24 protein-coding genes, 1 tRNA gene and 1 other RNA gene are annotated in these 23517 nt (G+C 73.1%); 11 read left to right on the forward strand and 15 right to left on the reverse strand.

Going from position 1 to position 23517, the window contains the following annotated elements; genetic code table 11:
- Positions 1-6: 6 nt before the first annotated feature.
- Positions 7-720, forward strand: coding sequence for a rhamnogalacturonan acetylesterase (locus BCL65_RS06590; RefSeq protein WP_106266328.1), 714 nt, complete (start codon positions 7-9; stop codon positions 718-720).
- Here BCL65_RS06590 and BCL65_RS06595 read toward each other — a convergent pair.
- On the reverse strand, positions 698-1603 hold the full coding sequence (locus BCL65_RS06595; protein ID WP_106266330.1) for a LysR family transcriptional regulator: 906 nt from the start codon (positions 1601-1603) through the stop codon (positions 698-700). The genes BCL65_RS06590 and BCL65_RS06595 overlap by 23 nt on opposite strands.
- Positions 1604-1682: 79 nt before the next feature.
- Here BCL65_RS06595 and BCL65_RS06600 point away from each other — a divergent pair, with 79 nt between their 5' ends.
- Positions 1683-2660: an EamA family transporter gene (locus tag BCL65_RS06600; RefSeq protein WP_207767681.1), complete on the forward strand. Its 978-nt coding sequence runs from the start codon at positions 1683-1685 to the stop codon at positions 2658-2660.
- Here the strand turns inward: BCL65_RS06600 and BCL65_RS06605 are convergent.
- On the reverse strand, positions 2638-3633 hold the full coding sequence (locus tag BCL65_RS06605; RefSeq protein ID WP_106266334.1) for a pirin family protein: 996 nt from the start codon (positions 3631-3633) through the stop codon (positions 2638-2640). The two genes, BCL65_RS06600 and BCL65_RS06605, sit on opposite strands and share 23 nt — an antisense overlap.
- Entirely contained in the window at positions 3630-4127 is a 498-nt protein-coding gene (locus BCL65_RS06610) for a carboxymuconolactone decarboxylase family protein (protein ID WP_106266336.1), read from the reverse strand. Before BCL65_RS06610 ends, BCL65_RS06605 begins: the two co-directional genes overlap by 4 nt.
- A 168-nt stretch (positions 4128-4295) precedes the next feature.
- Here BCL65_RS06610 and BCL65_RS06615 point away from each other — a divergent pair, with 168 nt between their 5' ends.
- The 3 genes from BCL65_RS06615 to BCL65_RS06625 all read left to right on the forward strand — a co-directional run bounded on the left by BCL65_RS06615 (position 4296) and on the right by BCL65_RS06625 (position 8665).
- Positions 4296-7046 (forward strand): ATP-binding protein, encoded by a 2751-nt coding sequence (locus tag BCL65_RS06615; protein WP_207767682.1) that lies wholly within the window; start codon positions 4296-4298, stop codon positions 7044-7046.
- 115 nt (positions 7047-7161) lie between these two features.
- Entirely contained in the window at positions 7162-7884 is a 723-nt protein-coding gene (locus tag BCL65_RS06620; protein WP_106266338.1) for an alpha/beta fold hydrolase, read from the forward strand.
- A gap of 10 nt (positions 7885-7894) precedes the next feature.
- Positions 7895-8665 (forward strand): isocitrate lyase/PEP mutase family protein, encoded by a 771-nt coding sequence (locus BCL65_RS06625; RefSeq protein ID WP_106266340.1) that lies wholly within the window; start codon positions 7895-7897, stop codon positions 8663-8665.
- A 31-nt stretch (positions 8666-8696) separates the two neighbouring features.
- On the opposite strand, the gene BCL65_RS06630 is transcribed toward BCL65_RS06625, so the two are convergent.
- From BCL65_RS06630 to BCL65_RS06660, 7 genes are all read right to left on the reverse strand, one after another.
- Positions 8697-9443 (reverse strand): GOLPH3/VPS74 family protein, encoded by a 747-nt coding sequence (locus BCL65_RS06630; RefSeq protein ID WP_165799957.1) that lies wholly within the window; start codon positions 9441-9443, stop codon positions 8697-8699.
- A gap of 95 nt (positions 9444-9538) precedes the next feature.
- The gene (locus BCL65_RS06635; protein ID WP_106266342.1) at positions 9539-10381 is read right to left on the reverse strand and encodes an alpha/beta fold hydrolase; all 843 of its coding nucleotides are present in this window, start codon (positions 10379-10381) and stop codon (positions 9539-9541) included.
- A gap of 107 nt (positions 10382-10488) precedes the next feature.
- On the reverse strand, positions 10489-11832 hold the full coding sequence (locus BCL65_RS06640) for a glutaminase (protein ID WP_106266343.1): 1344 nt from the start codon (positions 11830-11832) through the stop codon (positions 10489-10491).
- A gap of 87 nt (positions 11833-11919) precedes the next feature.
- Positions 11920-12312, reverse strand: coding sequence for a GNAT family N-acetyltransferase (locus tag BCL65_RS06645; protein WP_106266345.1), 393 nt, complete (start codon positions 12310-12312; stop codon positions 11920-11922).
- A gap of 122 nt (positions 12313-12434) precedes the next feature.
- Positions 12435-13133 carry an NADPH-dependent F420 reductase gene (locus BCL65_RS06650; protein WP_106266347.1) on the reverse strand — a complete coding sequence of 233 codons (699 nt, stop codon included), beginning with the start codon at positions 13131-13133 and terminating at the stop codon, positions 12435-12437.
- Complete coding sequence (locus tag BCL65_RS06655) at positions 13130-14200, reverse strand: LLM class flavin-dependent oxidoreductase (protein ID WP_106266349.1); 1071 nt, start codon at positions 14198-14200, stop codon at positions 13130-13132. The genes BCL65_RS06650 and BCL65_RS06655 overlap by 4 nt, the downstream gene beginning before the upstream one ends.
- Before the next feature lie 112 nt (positions 14201-14312).
- The gene (locus tag BCL65_RS06660; protein ID WP_106266351.1) at positions 14313-14867 is read right to left on the reverse strand and encodes a dinucleotide-binding protein; all 555 of its coding nucleotides are present in this window, start codon (positions 14865-14867) and stop codon (positions 14313-14315) included.
- 157 nt (positions 14868-15024) lie between these two features.
- Here BCL65_RS06660 and BCL65_RS06665 point away from each other — a divergent pair, with 157 nt between their 5' ends.
- The 4 genes from BCL65_RS06665 to BCL65_RS06680 are packed head-to-tail and all read left to right on the forward strand — an operon-like array spanning position 15025 to position 17234.
- Complete coding sequence (locus BCL65_RS06665) at positions 15025-15900, forward strand: VOC family protein (protein ID WP_106266353.1); 876 nt, start codon at positions 15025-15027, stop codon at positions 15898-15900.
- 56 nt (positions 15901-15956) lie between these two features.
- Positions 15957-16268 carry a MoaF-related domain-containing protein gene (locus BCL65_RS06670; RefSeq protein ID WP_106266355.1) on the forward strand — a complete coding sequence of 104 codons (312 nt, stop codon included), beginning with the start codon at positions 15957-15959 and terminating at the stop codon, positions 16266-16268.
- Positions 16269-16270: 2 nt separating this feature from the next.
- Positions 16271-16711 carry a nuclear transport factor 2 family protein gene (locus BCL65_RS06675; protein ID WP_106266357.1) on the forward strand — a complete coding sequence of 147 codons (441 nt, stop codon included), beginning with the start codon at positions 16271-16273 and terminating at the stop codon, positions 16709-16711.
- A 10-nt stretch (positions 16712-16721) separates the two neighbouring features.
- Positions 16722-17234: a MarR family winged helix-turn-helix transcriptional regulator gene (locus BCL65_RS06680; protein ID WP_106266359.1), complete on the forward strand. Its 513-nt coding sequence runs from the start codon at positions 16722-16724 to the stop codon at positions 17232-17234.
- Between the two features lie 56 nt (positions 17235-17290).
- Here BCL65_RS06680 and BCL65_RS06685 read toward each other — a convergent pair whose 3' ends face one another.
- The 5 genes from BCL65_RS06685 to ffs form a co-directional block, all read right to left on the reverse strand.
- Positions 17291-18106 carry a hypothetical protein gene (locus BCL65_RS06685; protein ID WP_125206501.1) on the reverse strand — a complete coding sequence of 272 codons (816 nt, stop codon included), beginning with the start codon at positions 18104-18106 and terminating at the stop codon, positions 17291-17293.
- A 49-nt stretch (positions 18107-18155) separates the two neighbouring features.
- A complete protein-coding gene (locus BCL65_RS06690) occupies positions 18156-18809 on the reverse strand; it encodes a methionine ABC transporter permease (protein WP_106266362.1) in 654 nt (217 codons plus the stop codon).
- Positions 18806-19894, reverse strand: a complete 1089-nt coding sequence (locus tag BCL65_RS06695) for a methionine ABC transporter ATP-binding protein (RefSeq protein WP_106266364.1) — start codon at positions 19892-19894, stop codon at positions 18806-18808. The genes BCL65_RS06690 and BCL65_RS06695 overlap by 4 nt, the downstream gene beginning before the upstream one ends.
- Before the next feature lie 137 nt (positions 19895-20031).
- Positions 20032-20922, reverse strand: coding sequence for a MetQ/NlpA family ABC transporter substrate-binding protein (locus BCL65_RS06700; protein WP_106266365.1), 891 nt, complete (start codon positions 20920-20922; stop codon positions 20032-20034).
- A gap of 357 nt (positions 20923-21279) precedes the next feature.
- Positions 21280-21376, reverse strand: an RNA gene (gene ffs, locus BCL65_RS06705) — signal recognition particle sRNA small type.
- Between the two features lie 155 nt (positions 21377-21531).
- Here ffs and BCL65_RS06710 point away from each other — a divergent pair.
- Positions 21532-21616, forward strand: a tRNA-Ser gene (locus tag BCL65_RS06710).
- A gap of 98 nt (positions 21617-21714) precedes the next feature.
- Entirely contained in the window at positions 21715-23508 is a 1794-nt protein-coding gene (locus tag BCL65_RS06715) for a glycoside hydrolase family 35 protein (protein ID WP_106266367.1), read from the forward strand.
- Positions 23509-23517 lie beyond the last annotated feature (9 nt).

The following is a 23517-nucleotide window of genomic DNA, read 5'->3' on the forward strand; positions in this document are numbered from 1 at the left end:
GGACCGATGACGATCCACCTCGCGGGCGACTCGACCGTCGCCCCCACCGACCACGGCGCCACCTCGGGCCACCCGGAGGTCCCGCTGCTGGGCTGGGGCGACGAGCTCGCCGCGCTGCTGGACGACGACGTCCGGAACCTGGCGATCGGCGGCGCCACCACCAGGTCGTTCCGCGACGAGGGCCACTGGGACCGCGTGACCGAGGCGTTGCGGCCGGGCGACACCGTGATCATCCAGTTCGGTCACAACGACCAGAAGGACCCGGCCGAGCTGGCCGCCGAGGGCGGGTACCGCCGTCGGCTCACCGAGTTCGTCACCGAGGTGCGCGACGCCGATGCCCGCCCCGTCCTGGCCACCAGCGTCGAGCGCCGCTGGTTCGCCGACGACGGGTCGCTGCGCTGGTCGCACGGGTCCTATCCCGCCACCGTGCGCTCCCTCGGCAAGGAGCTCGACGTCCCGGTCATCGACCTGACCGTCTTCACCCGGTGGCTGTACGCCTGGCTCGGCGAGGCGGCGTCGGCCGCGCTGTTCCCGCACGGCGCCGCCGCGCAGGCGGGGCTGGCCGTCGACGACGCCCTGGCGAACGACAACACCCACTTCACCACCGCGGGCGCCCGGTACGTGGCCCGGTACGTCGCCGAGGCGCTCGTCTCGATCGACGGCGTGCACGACGGCACGGAGCCGATGGGCGCGGCGATCATGGCGGCGCAGCAGGGCTGACCGCGGCCGGTCCGCTCGCGTCACCCACCAGGTCCACGAACGCCAGGGCGGCCGGGCTCGGGTTCAGGTCGCTCCACGCGAGGTGCTGCACCCGCGACGGGCCGCGCGACACCCGCAGCACGACCACGCCCTCGGCGCCGGCGACCACCCGTTCGGGCAGCATGACCACCGCGAGACCTTCCCGGACGAGCCCCAGCAGCAGGTCCGTCGTCGGCGCCTCGAAGGCGACCTCGCGCCGCAGCCCGGCCGCGGTGAAGGCGCGGTCGCTCTGCGCCCTGCCCGGCGACCCGGCCGGGAAGTCGGCGAACGTCTCGTCCGCGAGCGCCGCGAGATCGACGCGCACCCTCCCGGCCAGCGCGTGTCCGGCACCGACCACGGCCACCAGCCGCTCCCGCGCCAGCTCCCGGTGCCGGACGCCCGACGGCGGCACGTCGGCCGGCAGGCCGAGCACCGCGACGTCGAGCTCCCCCGCGCGCACCGCCGTCACGAGCGCGTCGCTGGCCGCGACGCGCAGCGACACCGCGACCTGGGGGTGGGCGGACCGGAACGCACGGAGCGTGGCCGGCACGTCGAGGGCCGTCACCGTCGGGATGACGCCGAGCCGGAGGGTCCCGCGCACCTGACCGGCGGCGGCGGCCGCGTCCACCGCGGCGCGCTCCGCGGCGCCCAGCGCGAGCCGCGCCGAGGCCAGGAACGTCTCCCCTGCGGCCGTGATCTCGACCCGCCGGCTCGTGCGGGCGAACAGCCGGACCCCCAGCTCCCGCTCGAGCGCCGCCACCTGGTGGCTGAGCGCCGACTGCACGACGAAGCACCGCTCGGCGGCCCGGGTGAAGCTCCCCGTCTCCGCGACCGCGACGACGTACCGCATCTGCTGCAGCTCCATCCATCTATCGTCACTCACGATCGAAGCAGTGACAAGCATGTGTTGGACTCATGGCTGGTGCCGGGAGCACGGTGGGTCCATGACCACCACCACCTCGCCGTCGGGCACGGCCGCTCCCTTCCCGGCGTCAGCACCGCCCGCCGCGGCGCGCCTCGGCACCACGGCGCTCACCGCTCTCACGCCGGTCGTGTGGGGCACCACCTACCTCGTCACCACCGAGCTGCTCCCCGCGGGCCACCCGCTGTTCGCCGCCGCGGCGCGCGCGCTGCCCGCCGGGCTGCTCGCCCTGGCGCTGACGCGGGTGCTGCCCCGCGGTGCGTGGTGGTGGCGGGCCGCGGTCCTCGGGGTGCTCAACATCGGCGCGTTCTTCCCGCTGCTCTTCGTGGCCGCGCAGCGGCTGCCCGGGGGCGTGGCGGCCACCATGGGGGCGGCCACCCCGTTCGTCGTCGCGGTCCTCTCCGTCGTCGTGCTCGGCGAACGGTGGTCGCGGTGGCGACTCACCTGGGGCGGGGTCGGCGTCGTCGGCGTCGGGTTCGTCGTCCTCGGCCCCGACGCCGGCCTCGACGTGGTCGGGGTCCTTGCCGGCCTGGGCGGTGCCGCCGTCATGGCGCTCGGCGTCACGCTCACCAAGAAGTGGGGTCGCCCGCCGGGCGTCGGCCCGATGGCGTTCGCGGGGTGGCTGCTCACCGCGGGCGGGCTCGCCCTGCTCCCGCTCGCGCTGCTCGACGGTGTCCCCGCGCAGGTCGACGCCCCGGCGCTGGGCGGCTACCTGTGGCTCGGGATCGTCGGCGGGCTCGTGGCCTACACCCTCTGGTTCGCCGGCATCCGCCGGCTGTCCGTGACCGCGGTGGCGTTCCTCGGCCTGCTGTCGCCCCTGACGGCGGCCGCCCTGGGGGCCGTGGTGCTCGGGCAGTCGCTGGACCCGCTGCAGGTCCTCGGGTTCGCCCTGGCGCTGCTGGCGATGGCCGCGGGGCAGATCGTGCCGCGGCGGCGGGCCAGGGCGTCGGTCACCCGCGCGGACGAGCCGTGCCGGCTCACTCCCGGGCGCGCAGCCTGACGGTCGGCAGGGGTGGAGCGGGCAGCGCTGGCGGCTGGTCCGGTGGGAAGGGCCCGAACAGTGCCGGCGCTCCCGCGTCCCGAGGGTCGGCGGGCTCGAACCCGAGCTCCGCCTGGTAGCGGCGGCGGAACTCGACGATCTCGTCGTGATCACGCCCGACGAAGTTCCACCACATCACGATCTGCTCGTCCAGCGGCACACCGCCCAGGAGGACGACCCGCCCACCCGCGGCTCCCGCGGCGATGGTCAACGACTCCGACCCCGGTGGGACGTACGCCAGGGACCGGTGCTCGACGGCGGTCGAGTCCACCACGACGTCGTCGCTCTCGGCGAGCACCGCGTGCTCGAGGTCGGCGCGGACGTCCAGCCGCACGGAGGCGCCGGGATCGAGCACCAGCTCGGCGCCGAGCAGGTCAGGTGTGCGCGTCTCGACCGGCGACACCGAGCCCAGGAGCTCACCGAGGAACACCCGTGCCGTCGCCCCGGGCAGCGCGACGGGCTCCGGGGTGTAGCGCACGAACGCGTTCTCGCCGTGACGGGTCTCCTCGGGCAGGGCGTACCAGAGCTGCACGCCGTGCAGCACGCTGGTCCCCGGGTCGCTGATCTCCTGGTGGGTGATGCCGCGCCCCGCGATCATCAGGTTGAGCGAGCCCGGGACGATCGACGCCGCGTTCCCGCCGGAGTCCAGATGGTTCACGCTCCCCGTGAACAGCCAGGACACCGTGGCCAGCCCGGTGTGCGGGTGTCGTGGCACCAGCATGCCGCCGGTGTCCGCGACGTCGTCAGGACCGAAGTGGTCCAGGAAGCACCACGCCCCCACCAACGACCGCTTCCGCTGGGGCAGCGTGCGGTACACGTTCATGGCGCGCGGTCCGCCGAGGGCGACGGGGCGGGCCTCGAGGACCTGGACGGCGGCGTGCGATCCGCCGGGACCGAGGAGCTCCAGCTCGGGGCGGCTGTCGAGGTTGGTCATCGGACGAGCGCTCCCTCGTGGTCACGCGGCCGCACCGGGTGCCCGCTGAGGACGGAGATCGTGTTGAACGCGTTGATCGCGACGGCCACCCACTCGGCGGCCGCGAACGTCGCGTCGCCGAGGACGGCCCGGGCGCCGGACAGCTCGGCAGCGGCCCCGTCGTCGAGCGGGAGGACCGTCGCGGCCTCGGCCACGGCGAGCACGGCCCGTTCGCGGTCGCCGAGCACGCCCGTCTCTCGCCAGGCCGGCAGGAGGTCGAGCTGCTGCTGCGGGACGCCGGCCTCCCTCGCTTCCCGTGAGTGGAGGTCCAGGCAGAACGAGCAGCCGTTGAGCTGCGACGCACGCACCTTGATGAGCTCGGACTCCTGCGCAAGGAGCCCGCGCTCCTCGGCTGCCGCACGGACAACCGCCGAGAAGGCCACCACGGCGCGCCATGCCTCGGGCACGGCTTTGTCCAGGAACGGGCGCCTGGACGGTTCGGCGAGCTCACTCATGGCACGACTCAAGACCGTGTTCCCTGCACAGGGTCAAGCCCACGCCTCGCAGCGGCGCACCCGTCCGTTGGTAACGTCTGACTGAGCCCTGTGCTCGGCGTCGGTGGGGACGACGTGGCCGTCCCCCGGGCAGCCCGCCCGATGCCGTATGACCGAGGAGAACAACCGATGCACCTCGTCGGAAGAACGTCGGAGCTCCAGGCCGTCGAGCAGGTCCTGGGCGAGGCTCTCTCCGGGCGGAGCCGAGCGCTCGTCGTCCTGGGAGAGGCGGGCATCGGTAAGACGGCCCTGCTCGACCATGCCGCCGACGTGGCCGCACCGGCCGGGTTCACCGTGGTGCGCGTCGTCGGGCACGAGTCCGAGCAGCAGCTGGCGTTCGCAGGGCTCCACCAGCTGTGCGCGCCGCTGATGGAGCATGCGCACGTGCTGCCCACCCCCCAGCGGACCGCCCTGGACGTCGCGCTGGGCAGAGGGTCCGGCCCGACCCCGGACCTCTTCCTCGTCGGGCTCGCCACGCTCTCGCTGCTCGCCGAGAGCGCCGAGCACGGGCCGCTGCTCTGTCTCGTGGACGACGGGTCGCTGCTCGACGTCGCCTCGGCGCAGGTCATCGCGTTCGTCGCACGGCGGCTCGCCGCCGAGAGACTGGCCCTGATCATCGCCACCCGAGAGCTCACCGACGAGCGGGGATCGCACTTCGCAGGTCTCCGTTCCCACACGATCCACCCCCTCGGGGACTCCGACGCCCGAGCCCTGCTGGCATCGACCGTCCGCACGCCGATCGGCGACGTCCTGAGAGACCGGGTGGTCGCCGAGGCTCGGGGCAACCCGCTCGCGCTGCTCGAGCTGCCCCGGACCGCCAGAGCGAGTCAGCTGGCGAGCGAGCTGGCGGTGCCCGTGCCCCTGACGGCGCCTCGCCGCGTCGAGGAGGCCTATCGCCAGCGTGCTGCAGCGCTACCGCAGGACTCCCGACGACTGCTGCTCGTCGCCACGGCGGAGCCGACGGGCGACCCGGTGCTGCTCTGGGCGGCCGCCGCGCACCTCGGCATCCGGCCCGACGCCGCCGCTGCGGCGGAGGATGCCGGCCTGCTCGAGATCGGGTCCAGGGTGAGCTTTCCGCACCCCCTCGCTCGGTCAGCCGTCTACGGCGGGGCCCACCCGGCCGACCGCCGCCAGGCGCACGACGCGCTCGCGCACGCCGTCGACACCCGGACCGACCCCGATCGTCGTGCCTGGCACCGCGCGAACGCGATCCTCGGGACCGACGAGACGGTCGCGGCCGAGTCGGTCGCCGCGGCCGAACGAGCGATCGCCCGGGGCGGTTTCGCGGACGCGGCGGCGCTGCTGGAGAGGGCCACGGAGCTCACCCCCGACCCCGGCGTGCGGGCAGGGCGGGCGATCCTCGCCGCGCAGGCCATGCACGAGGCAGGCGCGCCGGACCAGGCGCTGCGCCTGCTGGCCGTCGCGGAGGAAGGCTCGCTGGACGACCTCGATCGCGCGCGGGTCTCCCTGTACCGGGCGATGATCGACTTCGACACGACGTCCGGGGACGGGGCACCCGCTCGTCTCCTGGAGGCGGCCGAGACGCTCGCACCTCTCGACCCCGCCCGGTCGCGGGAGGCCTACCTGCTCGCCCTGAACAGCGCAGTCGTCGTCGGTGGCGCGCCCGGCCACGTCAGCGCCGAGGACGTCGCCGCGGCCGCGAGGCACGCCCCGGCCCCGCTCAGCCCGCCCGAGCCGGCCGACCTCCTCCTCGACGCGCTGGTCAGCGCCTACACGAACGGTCTCGCGGACGCCGTCACCGAGATCGGCCACGCGTTGTCGGCGTTCGAGCCGTACGACCCGGCCGGCGAGGGCCCGCTGCACGAACGCACCGGCCGGTGGCTCGTGCTCGCGGCCCGCACCGCCGGCGCGGTGCTCGACGACCAGACGACCCATCGCCTCCTGCGCCGCAACGTCGAACGGGTCCGTGGCGCCGGCTCCCTGACGGCCCTTCCCCCGGCGCTCATCCATCTCGCGTGCGTGCTGGTCCTCAGGGGCGACTTCGCGAAGGCCGCGGACCTCGCCGCCGAGAGCAGGGCCGTCGCCCGGGCCACCGGCGTCGTCCCCCTCGCCTCCGCGGACCTGCTCCTCGCCGCGTGGCGCGGGCGTGAGGACGACGCGAGCCGGCTCTCGGCGACGTCCGTCGCCGACGACGCCGGCGCGGCCGGCGGTGTCGCGCAGTACGCCCTGGCCGTGTCCCGCAACGCGAGCGGTGACTACGCCGGAGCCGCCGACGCCGCGGTGCGCGCGAGCCGGTCGCCCGAGCTCTTCGTCCGCAGCCTCGCGCTCCACGAGCTGGCCGAAGGGGCCGTCCGTGGGGCGCGACGCGACGACGCCCTCCCTGCGTTGCACGAGCTCACCGTCCTGTCCTCCGCGTGCGGGACGCCCATGGCACGTGGCCTCGCCGCCCTGGCTCGGGCGCTCCTCGTCGACGACAGCGCTGCCGACGCCGGCACTGCCGAGGACCACTACCGCGAGGCGATCGACCAGCTCGGCGCCACCCGCATGGCCGCGCACCTCGCCCGCGCTCACCTCCTGCACGGCGAGTGGCTGCGCCGCCGCGGCCAGCGCCAGGCTGCGCGCAAGGAGCTCCGCATCGCGCACGAGTCCTTCGTCGCCATGGGAGCCGCGGTGTTCGCCGAGCGAGCTGCGCGTGAGCTCCGGGCGACCGGGGAGCACCCGCGAGCACACGGCGCAGGGCCGTCCACGGCGCTGACGGACCACGAACGTCATATCGCACGGCTCGTGGCGGCCGGAGCGACCTCCCGAGAGGTCGCCGCCGAGCTCTTCCTGAGCCCTCGCACGATCGAGGCCCACCTGCGCAACATCTACCGCAAGCTCGGCATCACCTCCCGTCGCCAGCTCCGTGAGCTGCTCTGAGGCGGCGCCCGGCCCTCGACCGACGCCCCGGCCTTGACCCTGTGGTCGGCACACACCGTTGGCTGGGGTGTGAGGTGCACCACACCCCCGGTGCGCCGCGGACCGAAGGAGCATCGTGCCCACACCGACCGTCGTGCTGGTCCACGGAGCGTTTGCCGACTCGTCGAGCTGGAACGAGGTCATCGCCCGGCTGGACGAGGACGACGTGCCGGTCGTCGCCGTGGCGAACCCGTTGCGTGGCCTCGCCGACGACGCGCGCTACCTGTCGGACGTCCTGGACGCGGTTCCGGGAGAGGTCGTCCTCGTCGGGCACTGCTACGGCGGGATGGTGATCACCGAGGCGGGATCGCGCGACGCCGTCGCCGCGCTGGTCTACGTCTCGGCCTTCGCTCCCGACCACGGCGAGAGCGCCGACGAGCTCGCGCGCCGGTTTCCGGGGAGCACGCTCCGCGACGTGGTCTCGGGATACCCGGTCGCCGCGAGCGGGAGGGAGCTCGTCGTCCGGCGCGAGGCGTTCGCCGACCAGCTCGCGGCCGACGTGCCCGAGGTGCTCGCCGCCGCGATGAGCGCCACGCAGCGCCCGGTGGCGGAGGGCGCGCTGACGGACGTCGTCGTGAGCGCGGTCCCCGCCTGGCGGACACGTCCGAGCTGGTTCGTCTACGGCGACGCGGACCGGAACATCCCCACGGCCGCGCTGCGGTTCATGGCCGACCGGGCCGGCGCCGTCGTGCGCCGGGTGATCTGGGACGGGTCGCACGCGCTGGAGGTCTCGCGGCCGGACTCCGTCGCGGACGTCATCCTCGACGCCGTGGCCGCCGTCGCGCGCAGGCCGTTGTAGCGTCACGACCATGCACACCGTCGAGAAGGCCGAAGCGCTGAAGGCGCTCCACGAGGCCCCCGAGATCCTCCGCGTCGTGAACGTCTGGGACGCGATCAGCACCCGCACGGTCGCCGACCTGCCCGGGACGCGCGCGATCGCCACCGCCGGGCACTCCATCGCCGCGAGCCACGGTTTCGCGGACGGGGAGATCCCCTTCGACGTCGCGCTGTCCGCCGTGGCGCGGATCGTGGCGGCGACCGACCTGCCGGTGACCGCCGACCTCGACGCGGGGTTCGGTGACCCGGGCGAGTCGGTCCGTCGCGCGATCGGCGTCGGTGTCGTCGGCGCGAACGTCGAGGACCGCCTCGTGCCGCTGACCGAGGCGGTGGCGAACGTCGAGGCCATCGTGCGCGTCGCCGAGCAGGAGGGCGTCCCGTTCCAGCTCAACGCACGCACCGACGCGCTGGTGCGTGGTGGCGAGCGTCCGCTGTCCGCAAGCCTGGACGACGCCGTCGAACGTGGTCGGGCGTTCCTCGACGCCGGCGCGAGCCTCGTCTTCGTGCCGGGCGTCCTGGACCGCGAGTCGACCCAGCGCCTCGTCGCCGGCCTCGGCGAACGCAGGCTCAGCGTCATCGGCCTGCCCGGAGCGCTGACCGCGGCCGAGTACGAGTCGCTGGGCGTCGCCCGCGTCTCCTACGGCCCGCTCACGCAGCGCGTCGCCCTGCGTGCGCTGCGAGACCTGGCCACGGACCTCTACGGCGACGGCGTCATCCCGGAGGACACGCCCGCGCTCAACTGAGGCGTCCCGCACCTGATGGCCGAGGGCGCGGTCAGCGCGGCAGCGCGGCGGTGGCGGCGACGACGCTGTTGACGACGACCGCGGTGACAGTGCGGGTGACCGCCTGGGCGGAGGCCTCCGCTCCCCAGCTGCCCTCCTGGAGCTCCTCGGCGCGCGCGATCACCGGCGAGGTCCACGGGATGTCGCGGTCGAGCTGGGGCATGGTGCCGCTGCCGTAGAGCAGGGCTGCGAGCGCGGCGGTGCGCGGGGACGGTTCGACCCGGTCGACGAGCACCGCGCGCACCTCCCCGAGCACCCGCGCCCTGCGGCCGCTGTCGCCCTCCTCGAGGACCGACGACGTGAACAGGCCGAGCGTCTTGCGGGTGCGCCGGCGCAGGTCGCCCCGGTCGACGAGCCTGTCCAGCAGCGGCTGGCGCAGCGACGGGCCCGTGGCCGCCAGGACGGTCTGCACCCCGCGGGGCTTGCTCGCGACGTACTCCCAGCTCGTCCGCAGGAGCGGGTCCGCGGGCGGCCGGTCGCCGACGGCTCCGACGACCAGCGACCCCACCCGGCCCGTCGAGGTCTGCAGCTTCTCGCTGAGGCTCAGGTCGGCGAGGACCGCGCCGGCCAGGACGTAGTACAGGGTCCCCTCGCCGGCGATGCTGCCCGAGCCGGGTTGGAACAGCAGCAGCAGGAGGTCTTCCGCCAGGGTCGGCTCGCCGGGGGCGCTCACGCCGTCGGTGGTCCGCGGCGCGGTCTCCGGCGCGGGCCGCGCGTCGTCCGGATGGTCAGCCGTCATGTGGTGTCCTTCACCTCGTGCTCGGGCCGTCGTGCCCGCGACAGGCGGGACCGGCGGTGGAGGGCGGCCGGCGGGCCACCCCCCACCGGGTGGCGTCAGGCGCCCAGAAAGGACTTCAGGGCGTCGTTGACCTGGTCGCCGTGCGTCCAGAGCAAGCCGTGCGGGGCGCCCTCGACCTCCACGTAGGTGGCGTCCGGCAGCGCCTGACGGAACCGACGCGCGGTGGCGTCGATCGGCAGGATGTTGTCCTTCGTGCCGTGCAGGATCATCGTCGGCTTGCCGGCGGCGCGCACGGCCTCGACGTCGGTCCGGAAGTCCTCGATCCAGGCCGGGACGACGGCGTAGGCGGCGACCGGGGCACTGCGGACGGCGACGCCCCAGCTGGCCTGGACGGCCTCGGGGCTGATGAGCGAGCCGAGCGTCTCGTCGAGGTTGTAGAAGTTCTTGAAGAACTCGGTGTACCAGGCGTAGCGGTCGCCCCGGGCGGCCTCGGCGATGCCGTCGAAGACGGACTGCGGCACACCCTCGGGGTTGTCGTCACGCTGGACGAGGAACGGCTCGAGCGAGGCGAGGAACGCGAGCTTCGCGACGCGCTCGTGCCCGTGGTTGCGCACGTAGCGGGCCAGCTCGCCGGTACCCATCGAGAAGCCCACGAGCACGACGTCACGCAGGTCGAGGGTCTCGAGCACGGTGTTCAGGTCGGCGGCGAAGGTGTCGTAGTCGTAGCCGTGGTGCACCTTCGAGGACTGGCCGAAGCCGCGCCGGTCATAGGTGATCACCCGGTAGCCCTGGTCCAGCAGCTCCCGGGTCTGACGCTCCCAGCTGTGCCCGTTGAGGGGATAGCCGTGGATCAGCACCACCGGCTGCCCGGCACCCTGGTCCTCGTAGTACAGCTCGACGGGCGTGCTGTTCTCGTTCCCTACGGTGATGTAGCCCATGCTCCTGGTCCTTTCGGTTCCGGGCCGGCGGGGAGGCGGCCGCTGCTCCCAGTAGACGCCGTGTGGTCAGCACACGGTCAACGCCTGGGGCCGACCTGGCGGCACGCTCACCAGGCCCGCTCGGCGGCGTGCACCTCTCCGCCCCCGACGACGGCGACCAGCTCGGCGTGATCGGTGTGCGTCTGGATCTCGCCGACGGCGTCCACGACCGTCAGCCGACCGCCCTCGCCCGGGTCCGGGTCGGGGACGATCCCCTCCGGGTCGACGAGGTAGACCTCGCGTCCCTCCAACGTCAGGCGGCGGACGACCTCGAGCAACATCCGGCGCGACACGTCGTCGATGGAGTACACCGCGGAGACGTCGATGACGACCCGCGGTTCGGCCGGCGGCCGGTCCGTGACCTCCCGGACGACCCGTTCGGCCCCGGCGAACCGGATCCCGCCCTGCAGCCGGAGGACCCGGACCGCGCCCTCCGCGTCGCCGTGGACGCGGTTGGACCGCACGACCGCACGCGCGGCGGGCGGCACCTCCATGACGTGCAGCCCCATGTCGGAGGAGAAACGCTCGAACAACGACACGCCACGGACGCTGTTGCCGTGGGCGTCCAACCGGGGGGAGAAGGTCGCGATGCCGAGCTGACCCGGGAGAGCGCCGATGAGCCCACCGGCGACCCCGCTCTTGGCGGGGATGCCGACCTGCGTCGCCCAGTCCCCCGCGGCGTCGTACATCCCGCAGGTGGCCATGACGCTCAGCACCTGCCGCACCACCCGTTCGCCGACCACACGCTCACCGGAGAGCGGGTTGACACCGCGGTTGGCCAGCGTGGCAGCCATCAGGGCCAGGTCCCGCGCGGTGACGAGCACCGAGCACTGGCGGAGGTAGCCCTCCACCACGCCCCGGGGGTCCTCCGTGAGGATCTCGTGGCTGCGCAGCATGTGCGCGATCGCCAGGTTGCGGTGCGCATGCTCCATCTCGGAGGCGCACGTCGCCTCGTCGACCCGCAGCCGACGGCCCGCGAACGCCGAGAGACCGTCGATCACGCGTTCCACCCGCGCGGCAGGACCGGATCCCTCCGGGCCGGTGAGCGCGTGGGCGGTCATGGCGCCGGCGTTGATCATGGGGTTGAGCGGGCGCCCGGTCCTGTCCTCGAGGGAGATCTCGTTGAACGCCTCGCCGGACGGTTCGACCCCGACCTTGGCGAGGACGGGCTCGAAACCACGGTCGAGCAGCGCCAGCGCGTACGCGAACGGCTTGGAGATCGACTGGATGGTGAACTCCACCTCGACGTCGCCGGCGCCGTAGACCTGGCCGTCGACCGTGGCGAAGACGGCGCCGAGGCGGTCGGGGTCCGCAGCCGCGAGCTCGGGGATGTAGCGAGCGGTCTCCCCGGAGTCGTCCGCCGCGACGTCGGACAGCGCCCCGTCCAGGTAGTCGGGGATCATCGACCGCACGTGCTCTCCTCCCCGTCTGCGCGATCCCGCGCGACGTCCGAGCTCACGCCGTGCCGCGGCACGGCGCCCCGCAGCGCAGGGAGCCGCTCACGGCCGGTGCCTGACGGCGAGGGTCACCGCGGACAGGTCCGCGCGCGTCGGGGTGCGGAACGCGCCGCCCGCGGCGACGAACTCGTCGCCGTGCCGGGCGAGGTGGCGACCGAACAGCGGGCACACGGGCACGATCGTGATGCCGCGACGGATGCTGTCGGCGAGTGCTTCCTCCAGCAGGATCTTGGCCAGACCGCGTCCGGAGAAGTCCTGGTCCACCTCGGTGTGGAAGATGATGCGCTCACCCTCCGTCTTGGGATGGTCGATGAACTCCGCTCTGCCGACGACAGGTCCGTCGTCGACCGTGATCGTGTAGGCGCTGACCGGGTCGGCCTGTTCGACCCCGACGGCGACCCGGGCGCCGGTCCTGTCCGTCACTGCGTCAGTCATACGACAACCTCTCCTTGGCGTCCTCCGCCGGGGGGCATGCCCGGCACGGCCTGGGTGCCGCACCGTTCGAGCATCACCGCCGACCGTCGCCCCCCAGTGGACACCGTGTGGCCGGAACACGGTCAACCGGGCCTGGAGACCTCCGCCTCCCACGTCCGGTGCTCGTCGGCCGGCGCGCCGGGAACCGGGCCGGTGGTGAGGGCGCGCAGGTTCCCGGCGTCGACGTTCGCCCCGAAGGCAGGGGTACCTGGTTCGAGCCGGGCACCCGCCGCGAGGTCGCCGATGGCCAGGGCGTCGAACCCGAGGGCGTCGACCAGCTCCGACACCACGGCGACGTCCGCCGGTGCGTCACCGGCGACGGCGATCGCCTTGCGTCCCGGTCCTGCGGGTCGGGCCCCGTCCTCCAGGTCGTGGTAGCCCATGTGGTTGAACGCCTTGACCACCCGCGCGCCCGTCAGGAACTGCTGGACGAGCTCGCTGGAGGAGAGCCCGGGCGGGACGACCGCCTCGCGGGGACCGTCGATCTCCCACCAGTGGTTCATCGCGTCGACCACCAGCTTGCCCTCCAGCTCCCGGACAGGGAGGTGGCGGTGCTTGCTGAGCGGCAGCGCGAGGACGACCAGGTCCGCGGCCGCCGCCGCCTCGGCGGACCAGGCCGGCCGGGCGCCCGGGGTGAGGACCTCGGTGGTCAGGGCGATCTTCTCGGGGTCGCCGGAGCCCGATATCAGGACCTGGAAGCCCGCGGCGACGGCCAGCCGGGCCAGGACGGTACCGACCTTTCCCGCCCCGAGGATCGCGATCGTGGTGGTGGCGGGGCTCATCGCGCGGCTCCCGCCACGACCGCCGGGGTCTCGGCCAGCAGCTCGCGGACCCGCGGGATGACCTGGGTGCCGTAGAGCTCGACCGAGCGCATCCGCGCGGTGGCGGAGACCGTGCCGGCGGCGGAGTAGATCATGTCGAACCGGCCCGCGCCCAGCACCCGGATGGCGTGGGCGATCTTGGCCGCGACCGTCTCGACCGAACCCACGTACAGCGACCCGCCGTCCACCTCGGCGTCGAACTCCGCCCTGCGCAGCGGCGCCCATCCGCGCAGCGCACCGATCCGGTCGCGGATCTCCCGGTAGCCGGGGTAGAACAGCGCCTTGGCCTCCTCGTCGGTCTCGGCGACGAAGCCCGGAGAGTGCATCCCGACCGGCTGCGGGCTCGTGCCGAGCTGCTCGTGGGCTCGCCGGTACAGGTCCACGTAGGGCGCGAAGCGGTCCGGGGCTCCACCGATGATCGCGAGCATGAGCCGGAAACCGTAGGTGGCGGTGCGCAGCACCGACTGGGGTGTCCCGCCGACGCCCACCCACGTCTCGAGCCGACCCGACTCGGTCTTCGGGAACACGTCGGCCTCGTGCAGCGGCGCGCGGGTCGTGCCCTCCCAGGTGACCGGCCGCTCGTCCAGGAGCTGGCGGAAGAGGTTGATCTTCTCCTCGAACAAGAGGTCGTAGTCCTTGAGGTCATACCCGAACAGCGGGAAGGACTCGGTGAAGGATCCCCGCCCGAGGATCACCTCAGCACGACCATGGGACAGCGCGTCCACCGTGGCGAACCGCTGGAACACGCGCACCGGGTCGTCCGACGACAGCACCGTGACCCCGGAGGCGAGCCGGATGCGCTGGGTGGCGGTCGCGATACCGGCCAGCACGGTCTCCGGGCTGGAGATCGCGTACTCCGGCCGGTGGTGCTCACCGAGTGCGACCACGTCGATGCCCACCTGGTCGGCGAGCACGGCCTCGGCCACCGCCGCACGGATCGCCTCGGCGTGCGAGACGATCTCGCCCCGGTCGTCCCGCGGCCGGTCCCCGAAGCTGTCGATGCCGAACTCGATCTGCGAGACGTCCATGGTCTGCCACTCCTTCTCGGTGAGGTCGCGCCGGGGGCGCGTGTGATTCACATGTCAACAACCGAGGAGGGGCCGTGGATCATCCCGGGCACCGGCAGGTCCCTCCAGCCGCTCAGAGCTCCTCGGGTGACGCCATCCGGTAGACGAACGGGCCGAGGCCCGACTGCATGATCGAGAACAGGGGGCCGGCCAAGGCCTCCTGCGTGGCGGCCATTCCGAGGTCACCCAGCCGGACGGCCTCGTAGCCGGCGTCGAGACTGAGCCGCTCGACGACCTCGGCGGCGGCGTCGTCGCCTGCCCACAGGTTGCTCGGCCGAGCGCGCGCGCCGGCGACGCGCTCGAACAGCGAGGCGAAGTTGGTGCTGAACGCCTTGGCCGTCGGCCCGCCCGTCACCGACCGGACGAACTCGGCGTTGGAGGACGCCCCCTGCGGCGGCCGGCTGCCACCGTAGAGGTTCGTCGCATCGAGCACCGTCCTGCCCTCGAGGCCGGCGACCGACGACAACGCGTCCGCCACGACGCCGCCCGGCACGGCCAGGAGCACCGCGTCGGCGTCCCCGACGTCCCCGCCCCCTCGACCCAGCCGCGTCACCTGGTGCCCTGCCTGCTCCCACAGGTCTCCGAGCCCGCCGCCGATACTGCCCCGACCGATCACCGTGATGTCCATGCCTGCCCCTCGATCCGCGGAAGCCCGGCGAGCCGCCGGTCTCGTCGTCCGGGACCGGGTCGGCCGCGCTCGAGGCCGACACTACGCCCGCCGCTCGGCGCAGCCCGGCCTCAACCAGCTCCGGAATAGTTGAAGATTCAAGCGAGTTGTCGCGGGCATGAGCACACGACCACTGCTTGCGGCGGACACGGCCATGGGCGCCGTCACCCTCAACGTCGCCGACCTGGACGCCATGACCGCCTACTACCGCGACGGGGTGGGCCTCACCGTGCTGGAGCAGGCCGGGCCCGTGGTGACGCTCGGCCGGGCCGGCCGCGCCGTCGTCGTCCTGGCGCACACGCCCGAGCTCCGGCACGCCTCTCCCCACCAGGCAGGACTGTTCCACACCGCGATCCTCTTCGACACGGAGGCGGCGCTCGCCGCTGCGGTCCACTCGGTCGCGCGACGGCTCCCCGGCTCCTTCACCGGGTCGGCCGACCACCTGGTCAGCAAGGCGTTCTACTTCGACGACCCCGAGGGCAACGGCGTCGAGCTCTACTGGGACCGCGACCGGACGCAGTGGAGCTGGACGCACGGTCAGGTCGAGATGGGCGTGATCGGCCTGGACCCGAGCGCGTACCTGCGCGAGCACCTCGACGAGCGCGGGCTCGCCGGCGAGCCGGTCGGCAGCGCCCGGGTGGGGCACATCCACCTGTCGGTCGGTGACGTGGCGACGGCCCGCGACTTCTACGCCACGCGCCTGGGGTTCGACGTCACGATGACACTGGGCGACCAGGCCGTGTTCGTGAGCGCGGGCGGCTACCACCACCACATGGCGATGAACGTGTGGAGGAGCCGCGGCGCGGGCCCGCGCCAGCAGACCCTCGGGCTCGGCCGGGTGGACATCGAGGTGCCCACGGCCGACGACGTCGCCGAGCTGGTCGACCGCATGCAGCACCACCGCGTCCCGGTCCGCGACGACGGCCGGACGGTCAGCGTCGAGGACCCCTGGGCGAACGCGGTGAGCATCACCGCCACCCAGGGCCGGGAATAGCGCCACAGCTTGAGCGTTCAACTCATTATCGATCACTCTCGAGAGGAATCCCCATCATGACCGAACAACCGGTCGGCAACAGCTACCGCTTCGACCTGGGACCCCTGAAGGTGCGGTTCACCTTCGACTCGTCGTCCCAGGGCACCTTCTTCGTCGAGGAGGGGGGCGGGCTCGCCCCCGACGGTCACACCGAGACCGTCACGCTCGACCTGCGCAAGATCCGCGACGGCCTCTACCTGAACTCGTGGACCGAGGCGAGCGGTGCCACCGTCACTCACGTCGAGGACTTCGCCAACGCGACGCTGTACTCCCACGTCACCGTCGACAGCACCCTGTACACCTTCACCGGAACCATCACGGAGGCATGACCATGAGCACGAGCACCACCACCGCGCACACCACCACCGCGCACACCACGACCCCGGACGCCGGGGCCGGGCACGACCAGGCTGCGCGCAACACCGAGATCGTCCTCAGAGCGATGCGGGAGCTCTTCGTCGACAAGGACCTGACCGCCCTGGACCGCTACTGGGCCGAGCCGTACGTGCAGCACAGCCCACAGATGCCGAACGGCCTCGACACGCTCCGCGCCGCGGTCCCGGGCCTCCAGGGGTTCTCCTGGGAATCTCAGCGCACCGCAGCCCAGGGCGACCTCGTCTTCACCCACAGCATCGTGACCGGATGGGCTCCCGGCCCGGTGGTGATCGTCGACGTCTTCCGGCTGGAGGAGGGCCGGATCGTCGAGCACTGGGACGTCGTGCAGGAGCTGACCCCGCAGGAGTCCACCGCCCACGGCAACCCCATGGTGTGAGGATGGGCGCGTGACACGACCACGGGACGCCGAGCACGACGCGCACGCGCGGGTGGATCCTGACGACGACCTCGGCAGGGCATCGGTGTGGCAGGACCTCGTCCTCGCCACCCACCTCCTCGAGACCGCGCTGGACCGGCAGTCGCAGCGGGACGGCGGGGTCTCGCACGGCCACTTCAAGATCCTGGTGCTCCTCCACGCCGCCGAGAGTCACACCCTGGGGCTCAAGAGCCTTGCCGAGACGCTGCGCTTCTCCCCGAGCCGCATCAGCCATGCCGTGACCGCCCTGGAGCACCAGGGGCTCGTCGTGCGCCGCCCGGCGACGGGGGGACGCCGGGCCTACGACGCCGTCCTGACCGCCGACGGACGCCGCGTGGTCGGCCGGGTGCTCCGCTCTCAGCGCCGCGAGATCCGCGACCCGCTCCTGGAGGAGCTCGGCGGGCTCGGCACCGCCGCGCTCGGCGACCTCAGCGCACGCATCATCGGTCTCCTCGACGGCGGCGCCCGCCCGCCGCAGGGGTGACGTCCACCAGGTCGAGGATCACGCCCCGCACGCTCAGGTGCCGATCGCCGCGCCGATCAGTGGGTCGTGATCGGGCGCAGGTACAGCCCGGGGGCGCAGCCGAGCTCGCCCGGCTCGAGCTGGATCCGGTCGAAGGCCGAGTACCGCCAGGCGGGGTCGCCGTCGGGCCGGACGCCGACGACGCAGTCGCGTGAGCGCATGACGCCGACAGCGGCGACCAGCTCGTCGTCCTCGCGCTCGGCCCGCACGTCGACGAACTCGGGGAAGGCGCTGCGCAAGGACGACTCCGCGTCGGCCGGTGTCGCGTCCGGCGGCAGCTCGTCCAGGGCGGCGAGGACCGTCGCCTCCGCGTCCGGGCCCAGGGACGGCAACGGGGTGGGGTCGGGCGCGGGCGCCCGGTCCAGGTCGTCCGGGCAGCCGATCTCCTCGTACGTCGCTGCACCGTCGTGCTCCCCTGCGTGCACCGTGAACCGCCAGCAGGTCAGTGATCGCCCGGCCGTGCTCCCGGCGTCGAACCACCCGCTCTGCGAGCCCTCGACCTGCGCCCGGATCGCCACCTCCACGACCGCCCCCTCGTCAGTCCCGGAGCTGCCCTCCCAGCCGAGCACCGTGACACCACTCGCGGACTCGTCGACGACGCGCTGCGCCAGGTTCTCCGCGTCGAGAGGCTCGGCGTATCCCGGTTCGAGGTCGGCGGCGAGCTCCTGCACCGTCTGACGGCCCACGTCGGCGGCACGGCGGTCGCCGTCGTCGGGCGTGAGCACGTCGTGCACCGCCAGGACGACCAGCAGCACGAGCAGTCCGAGCACCATCAGCAGCACGAGTCCCACGGCTCGCAGGCCGTCGGTCATGGACGATCCTGTCGAGGGCATGCGGTGACAGTGCCAGCACCCCCGCCCAGGATCAAGCACCAGGCACCCGTCAGCGCCGCAGTGCGCGCCTCGCGAGCGAGTTCCCCAGCCACTGCACGAGCTGGACGATCACGATGATGATCACCACGACGATCGCCGTCACGGCCCAGTCGTACTGCCGATAGCCGTTGACGATGGCGAAGTCGCCCAGGCCGCCGCCACCCAGGTAGCCCGCGATCGCGGACATGTCGAGCACGCCCACGAACAGGAACGTGTAGCCGAGGATCAGGGGCGACAGGGCCTCGGGCACGACGACGGTGCGCACGATCCGCAGCGGCGAGGCGCCCATCGCCCGGGCCGCCTCGATGACGCCGGGGTCGATGGACACCAGGTTCTGCTCCACGAGCCGGGCGAAGACGAACGCCGCCATGATGCACATCGCGAACGTGAACGCCTCGATGCCGATCGTCGTCCCCACGACCGCCCGCGTCAGCGGACCGATGGCCACCAGGAAGATGAGGAACGGCACGGGCCGCACGATGTTGACGGCCACGTTGAGCACGGCGAACACCGGGCGGTTCGCCAGCAGGTTGCCGGGGCGGGTGAGGTACAGGCCGAGCCCGAGCACCAGTCCGCAGAACCCGCCGACGGCCAGCGTGATCAGGACCATGTACAGGGTCTCGCCGAACGCCTCCCACAGCAGGGGCACCAGGTCGGGTCTCATCGGTCGCTCCCTTCCGTGACGGGCAGGGCCGCGGTGCCGTGGTCGACGACGGAGGTCACCGCGCGCAGGCCGGCGAGCGCGGCGTGCACCGCGGCGTCGTCCCCGGAGAGCTCGAGGGTGAGCGAGCCGTAGGGGCGCTCGGCCACCTCGGTGATGCCGCCGTAGACGATGGTGCCGTGCACGCCGCGGTCCGCCAGGACCTCCATGACCTGCGCGGACGAGCCGGAGACCTCGTCGACCCGGACGGTCACGATGCGGCCCGGGTGACGGCCGCGCAGCCGGTCGAGGACCGCGGGCGAGGGCTGGTCGCGCAGCGCGGAGGCCACGAACCGCCGGGTCACGGGCTGCTGCGGCGCGCTGAACACCCGGTAGGCGTCGCCGAGCTCCACGACGCGGCCGCGCTCCATGACCGCGACACGGTGGCAGATCGAGCGGACCACCTCCATCTCGTGGGTGATGACCACCACGGTGATGCCGAGCTCACGGTTGACGCGCTGCAGCAGGGCGAGCACGTCCGCCGTCGTCTCCGGGTCCAGCGCGCTCGTCGCCTCGTCCGCCAGCAGGATCTTCGGGTTCGTGGCGAGCGCCCGGGCGATCCCGACGCGCTGCTTCTGCCCACCGGACAGCGCCGAGGGGTAGGCCGCGGCCTTGTCGGCGATGCCGACGAACGCGAGCAGCTCGGCGACGCGGGCGTCCCGGTCGGTCCGCGACCAGCCGGCGACCTCCAGCGGGTAGGCCACGTTCCCGGCGACCGTGCGCGACCGCAGCAGGTTGAACTGCTGGAAGATCATGCCGATCCCGGCGCGCACCGGGCGCAGGCGTGCCTCGCTCAACCCCGTCAGGTCGGTGCCGTCCACGACGACGGAACCGGCCGTCGTCGTCTCCAACGCGTTGACGAGCCGCACGAGCGTGGACTTGCCGGCGCCGGAGTAGCCGATCACGCCGAAGATCTCTCCGGCGGCGATGTCGAGGGTGACGCCGTCGACGGCGCGGACGGCGGGAGCCGAGCGGCGGGCGCGACGGCGTCCTCCGCGGCCCGGGAACTCCTTGACCGCGTCGCGGAAGCTGATGATGGGCTGGCTCACGGCTCTCCTTCCAGAACCTCGTGCCGAGGTAGTAGCGCTCGCCGCGAGGTAGTAGCGCTCGCCGCGAGGTAGCACCGGCCCGGCCGAGGTAGCACCGCTACCTCGCGGCGAGCGCTACTACCTCGGCGAGCGGGGCACTACTTCGCGGCGAGGTTGGTCTCGATCTCGGTGAGGATGGCCGCCAGGTCCGCGGCGTCGTTGTCCTTGATGACGCCCGTCCCGCCGGAGGCGTCGATGACGCCCTGCTCGATCTCCTCGGTGTGGAAGATGTCGACGAGCCGGTTCAGCGTCTCGTCGTCGGCGTCCTCGGCGCGCGACACCCACACGTTGATGTACGGCTCGGCGGCCGAGGCGTCGGGGTCGTCGGAGTAGATGGCGTCCTCGGCCGTCAGGCCGGCGTCGCCCACGAAGTCGTTGTTGACGATCGAGGCGTCGACGTCCTGCAGCGCGAGCGCCGTCTGGGCGGCGTCCACCGGGGTGACGGTCACGCGGGACTCGTCGGGCAGGACGTCGGCGGGCGTCGAGAACGAGCTGCCGCCGTCGCGCAGGGCGATCAGACCCGCCTCCTGCAGCACGAGGAGCGCGCGGGCCTGGTTGGTGTCGTCGTTGGGGATGGCGACCTCGCCGCCGGCCGGGATCTCCTCGACGCTCGCGTGCGCCGTCGAGTACAGGCCCAGGGGGTAGACGGCGGTCGCGCCGATCGGCGTGAGGTCTTCCCCGCGCGCGTCGTTGTAGCCCGCGAGGAACTGGATGTGCTGGAACTGGTTGAGGTCCAGGTCGCCGTCGCTCAGACCCTGGTTGGGGAGCTGGTAGTCGGAGAAGTTCACGATCTCGACCGTGATGCCCTCCTCCGCGGCGGCGTCGGCGAACGTGTCCCAGTAGGTCTCGCCGGAGGAGACGACGCCGATGCGGATCGGGTCCTCGGCGGTGCCGGCCGAGACGGCGGCCTCGGCACCGCCGGAGCAGGCGGCGAGGGCGAGGACGGAGGCGGCGGCGCCGGCCGCGAGCAGGGTGGAGCGCACAGACATGGGTGGGTCCTTCCACGGGCACGACGGCAAGGGGCGCCGTCGGCGGTTCATGAACAGAGGAGAAGCAGGCAGGCCGCGGCCATCAGCGCGCGGCGGGCGCAGGAAGAGGGGGTGCCGTCACGGCCGGACGGCGGTGCGGGGCGCTGTCAGCGCACGCACATTCGGGTGCTCCGCATCGCGGCACGGCACATCTGCCCGCGCGGCGAGGTGCGCGCGGTGCGGGGTGCGGTGACGTGGGAGCGGTGCATGGCTCAACCTGAACACCGCAGGGGCCACTTCTCCAACTCGGAGGGCCGGAAATCCCGCTCTGCGGACATCGACCGTCTCGCTTACTGAGAAATTGCTGGTCAGCGGGACGCAAAGGACCCCTCGCGCACCCACCAGAGCTCACGTACCCTTGCTGCCTTCCGGCCCTGGGGGAGTTCGGCGAGATGGTGCCGCACGAGGGGTCTGCCCCCAGCCTAGCGGAGGGGAGCGCCGGATCCGAAACCGGATCCAGGGCCCCGCACCGACCGAGACGAGGGTCACCCGGGCGCGATTCGGAGAAGACCGCACCCGTCCGCTATTCTGCTGGGGTTGCCTGCGCCGTCGTGCGTGGGTGGCACCAGAGGAGGATTCGCCTAGCGGCCTATGGCGCACGCTTGGAAAGCGTGTTGGGTTCACGCCCTCGGGGGTTCGAATCCCCCATCCTCCGCCGGACCCGAGGGCCCGTCACCATCACGGTGACGGGCCCTCGTCCGTTCCCGGACCGCACTGCACAGCCCCTGCCTCGACACGTGATTAAATCGGTTCATGCCTCGCTTCGACATCGGTGACCAGGACTTTCTCCTCGACGGCCGGCCCCACCAGATCGTCAGCGGCGCCCTGCACTTCTTCCGCGTCCACCCGGACCAGTGGGCCGACCGGATCCACAAGGCCCGGCTCATGGGCCTGAACACGATCGAGACCTACGTCGCCTGGAACCTCCACTCCCCCGACCGCGGCGAGTTCCGCACCGACGGCCCCCGCGACCTCGGCCGGTTCCTCGACCTGGTCGCCGCCGAGGGCCTGCACGCCATCGTGCGGCCCGGCCCGTACATCTGCGCCGAGTGGACCGGGGGCGGGCTGCCGGGCTGGCTGTTCACCGACCCCTCCGTGGGCGTGCGCCGCGCCGAGCCGCAGTTCCTCGCCGCGATCGACGAGTACTACGCCGCCGTCGCCGAGGTCGTCGCCCCGCGGCAGGTCACCGCCGGCGGCCCCGTGCTCATGGTGCAGGTCGAGAACGAGTACGGCGCCTACGGGACCGACCCCGAGGACGAGCGCCGCCACTACCTGCGCACCCTCGCCGCGATGCTGCGCGGCCACGGCATCGAGGTCCCCCTGTTCACCAGCGACCAGGCGAACGACGAGCACCTCGCCCGCGGCGGTCTGCCCGAGCTGCTCCGGACGGCGAACTTCGGCTCCCGGAGCACCGAGCGCCTCGCGACGCTGCGGCGCCACCAGCCCACGGGCCCGCTGATGTGCACGGAGTTCTGGGACGGCTGGTTCGACTCCTGGGGACTGCACCACCACGTCACCGCCCCGGAGGCCAACGCCGGCGACCTCGACGACCTGCTCGCCGCCGGAGCGTCGGTCAACCTCTACATGTTCCACGGCGGGACCAACTTCGGGTTCACCGCCGGAGCCAACGACAAGGGCACCTACCGCCCCCTGACCACGTCCTACGACTACGACGCCCCGCTGGCCGAGCACGGTGCCCCGACGGCGACGTTCCGCGCGCTGCGCGCGGTGATCGCCCGGCATCGCCCCGTCCCGGACGAGATGCCGGCCGAGGCGCCACCCGCCCCCGAGCACACCGTCGCGCTGGATCGCCAGGTCCCGCTGGCCGACCTGGTCGACGCCCTCGGCGAGACCCACCGTTCCGAGCACCCGCCCACGCACGACGACGTCGCCGCCTGGGACGGGTTCGTCCGGTACAGCACGCGGATCGCCGCGGACGACGCGGTCCTGGTGGTGGGCGAGGTCCGGGACCGCGCGCTCGTCGCTCTCGACGGCGAGCCGCTCGGCCTGCTGGACCGCACGACGCACACCACCAGCCTCCCGCTGCCCGCCCGCACGGGCGAGCTGACCCTGCTCGTCGAGGACCAGGGCCGCGTCAACTACGGCCCGCGCATCGGCGAGCCGAAGGGCCTGATCGGCCCGGTGCGCACCGCGGCGCGCGAGCTCACCGGTTGGGACGTCACGCCGCTCCGGTTCGCCGACGACGGCGGCAGCCTGCGCCGGGAGGTCACGGACGCGCTGCGTGCCGCCACGCCGACAGGCACGGACGTGCCGCTCGCCGGACCGGTGCTGGCCCGCGGGACCTTCGGCAGCGCGGCCGGCGCCGACCACTTCCTGCGGCTGGACGGCTGGACCAAGGGCGTGGTGTGGGTCAACGGCTTCTGCCTCGGCCGCTACTGGAGCGCGGGCCCGACGCGCACGCTGTACGTGCCGGGCCCGCTCGTGCGCGCCAGGGGCAACGAGGTCGTGGTGCTCGAGCTGCACGGCGCGCGGGTGCGCACCGTGCAGCTCGTCGCCCGCCCCGATCTCGGGGGCACCGAGGAGTGACGGCCTGGG

The organism is Isoptericola halotolerans, from assembly GCF_003003075.1.
Taxonomy (GTDB): domain Bacteria; phylum Actinomycetota; class Actinomycetes; order Actinomycetales; family Cellulomonadaceae; genus Isoptericola; species Isoptericola halotolerans_A.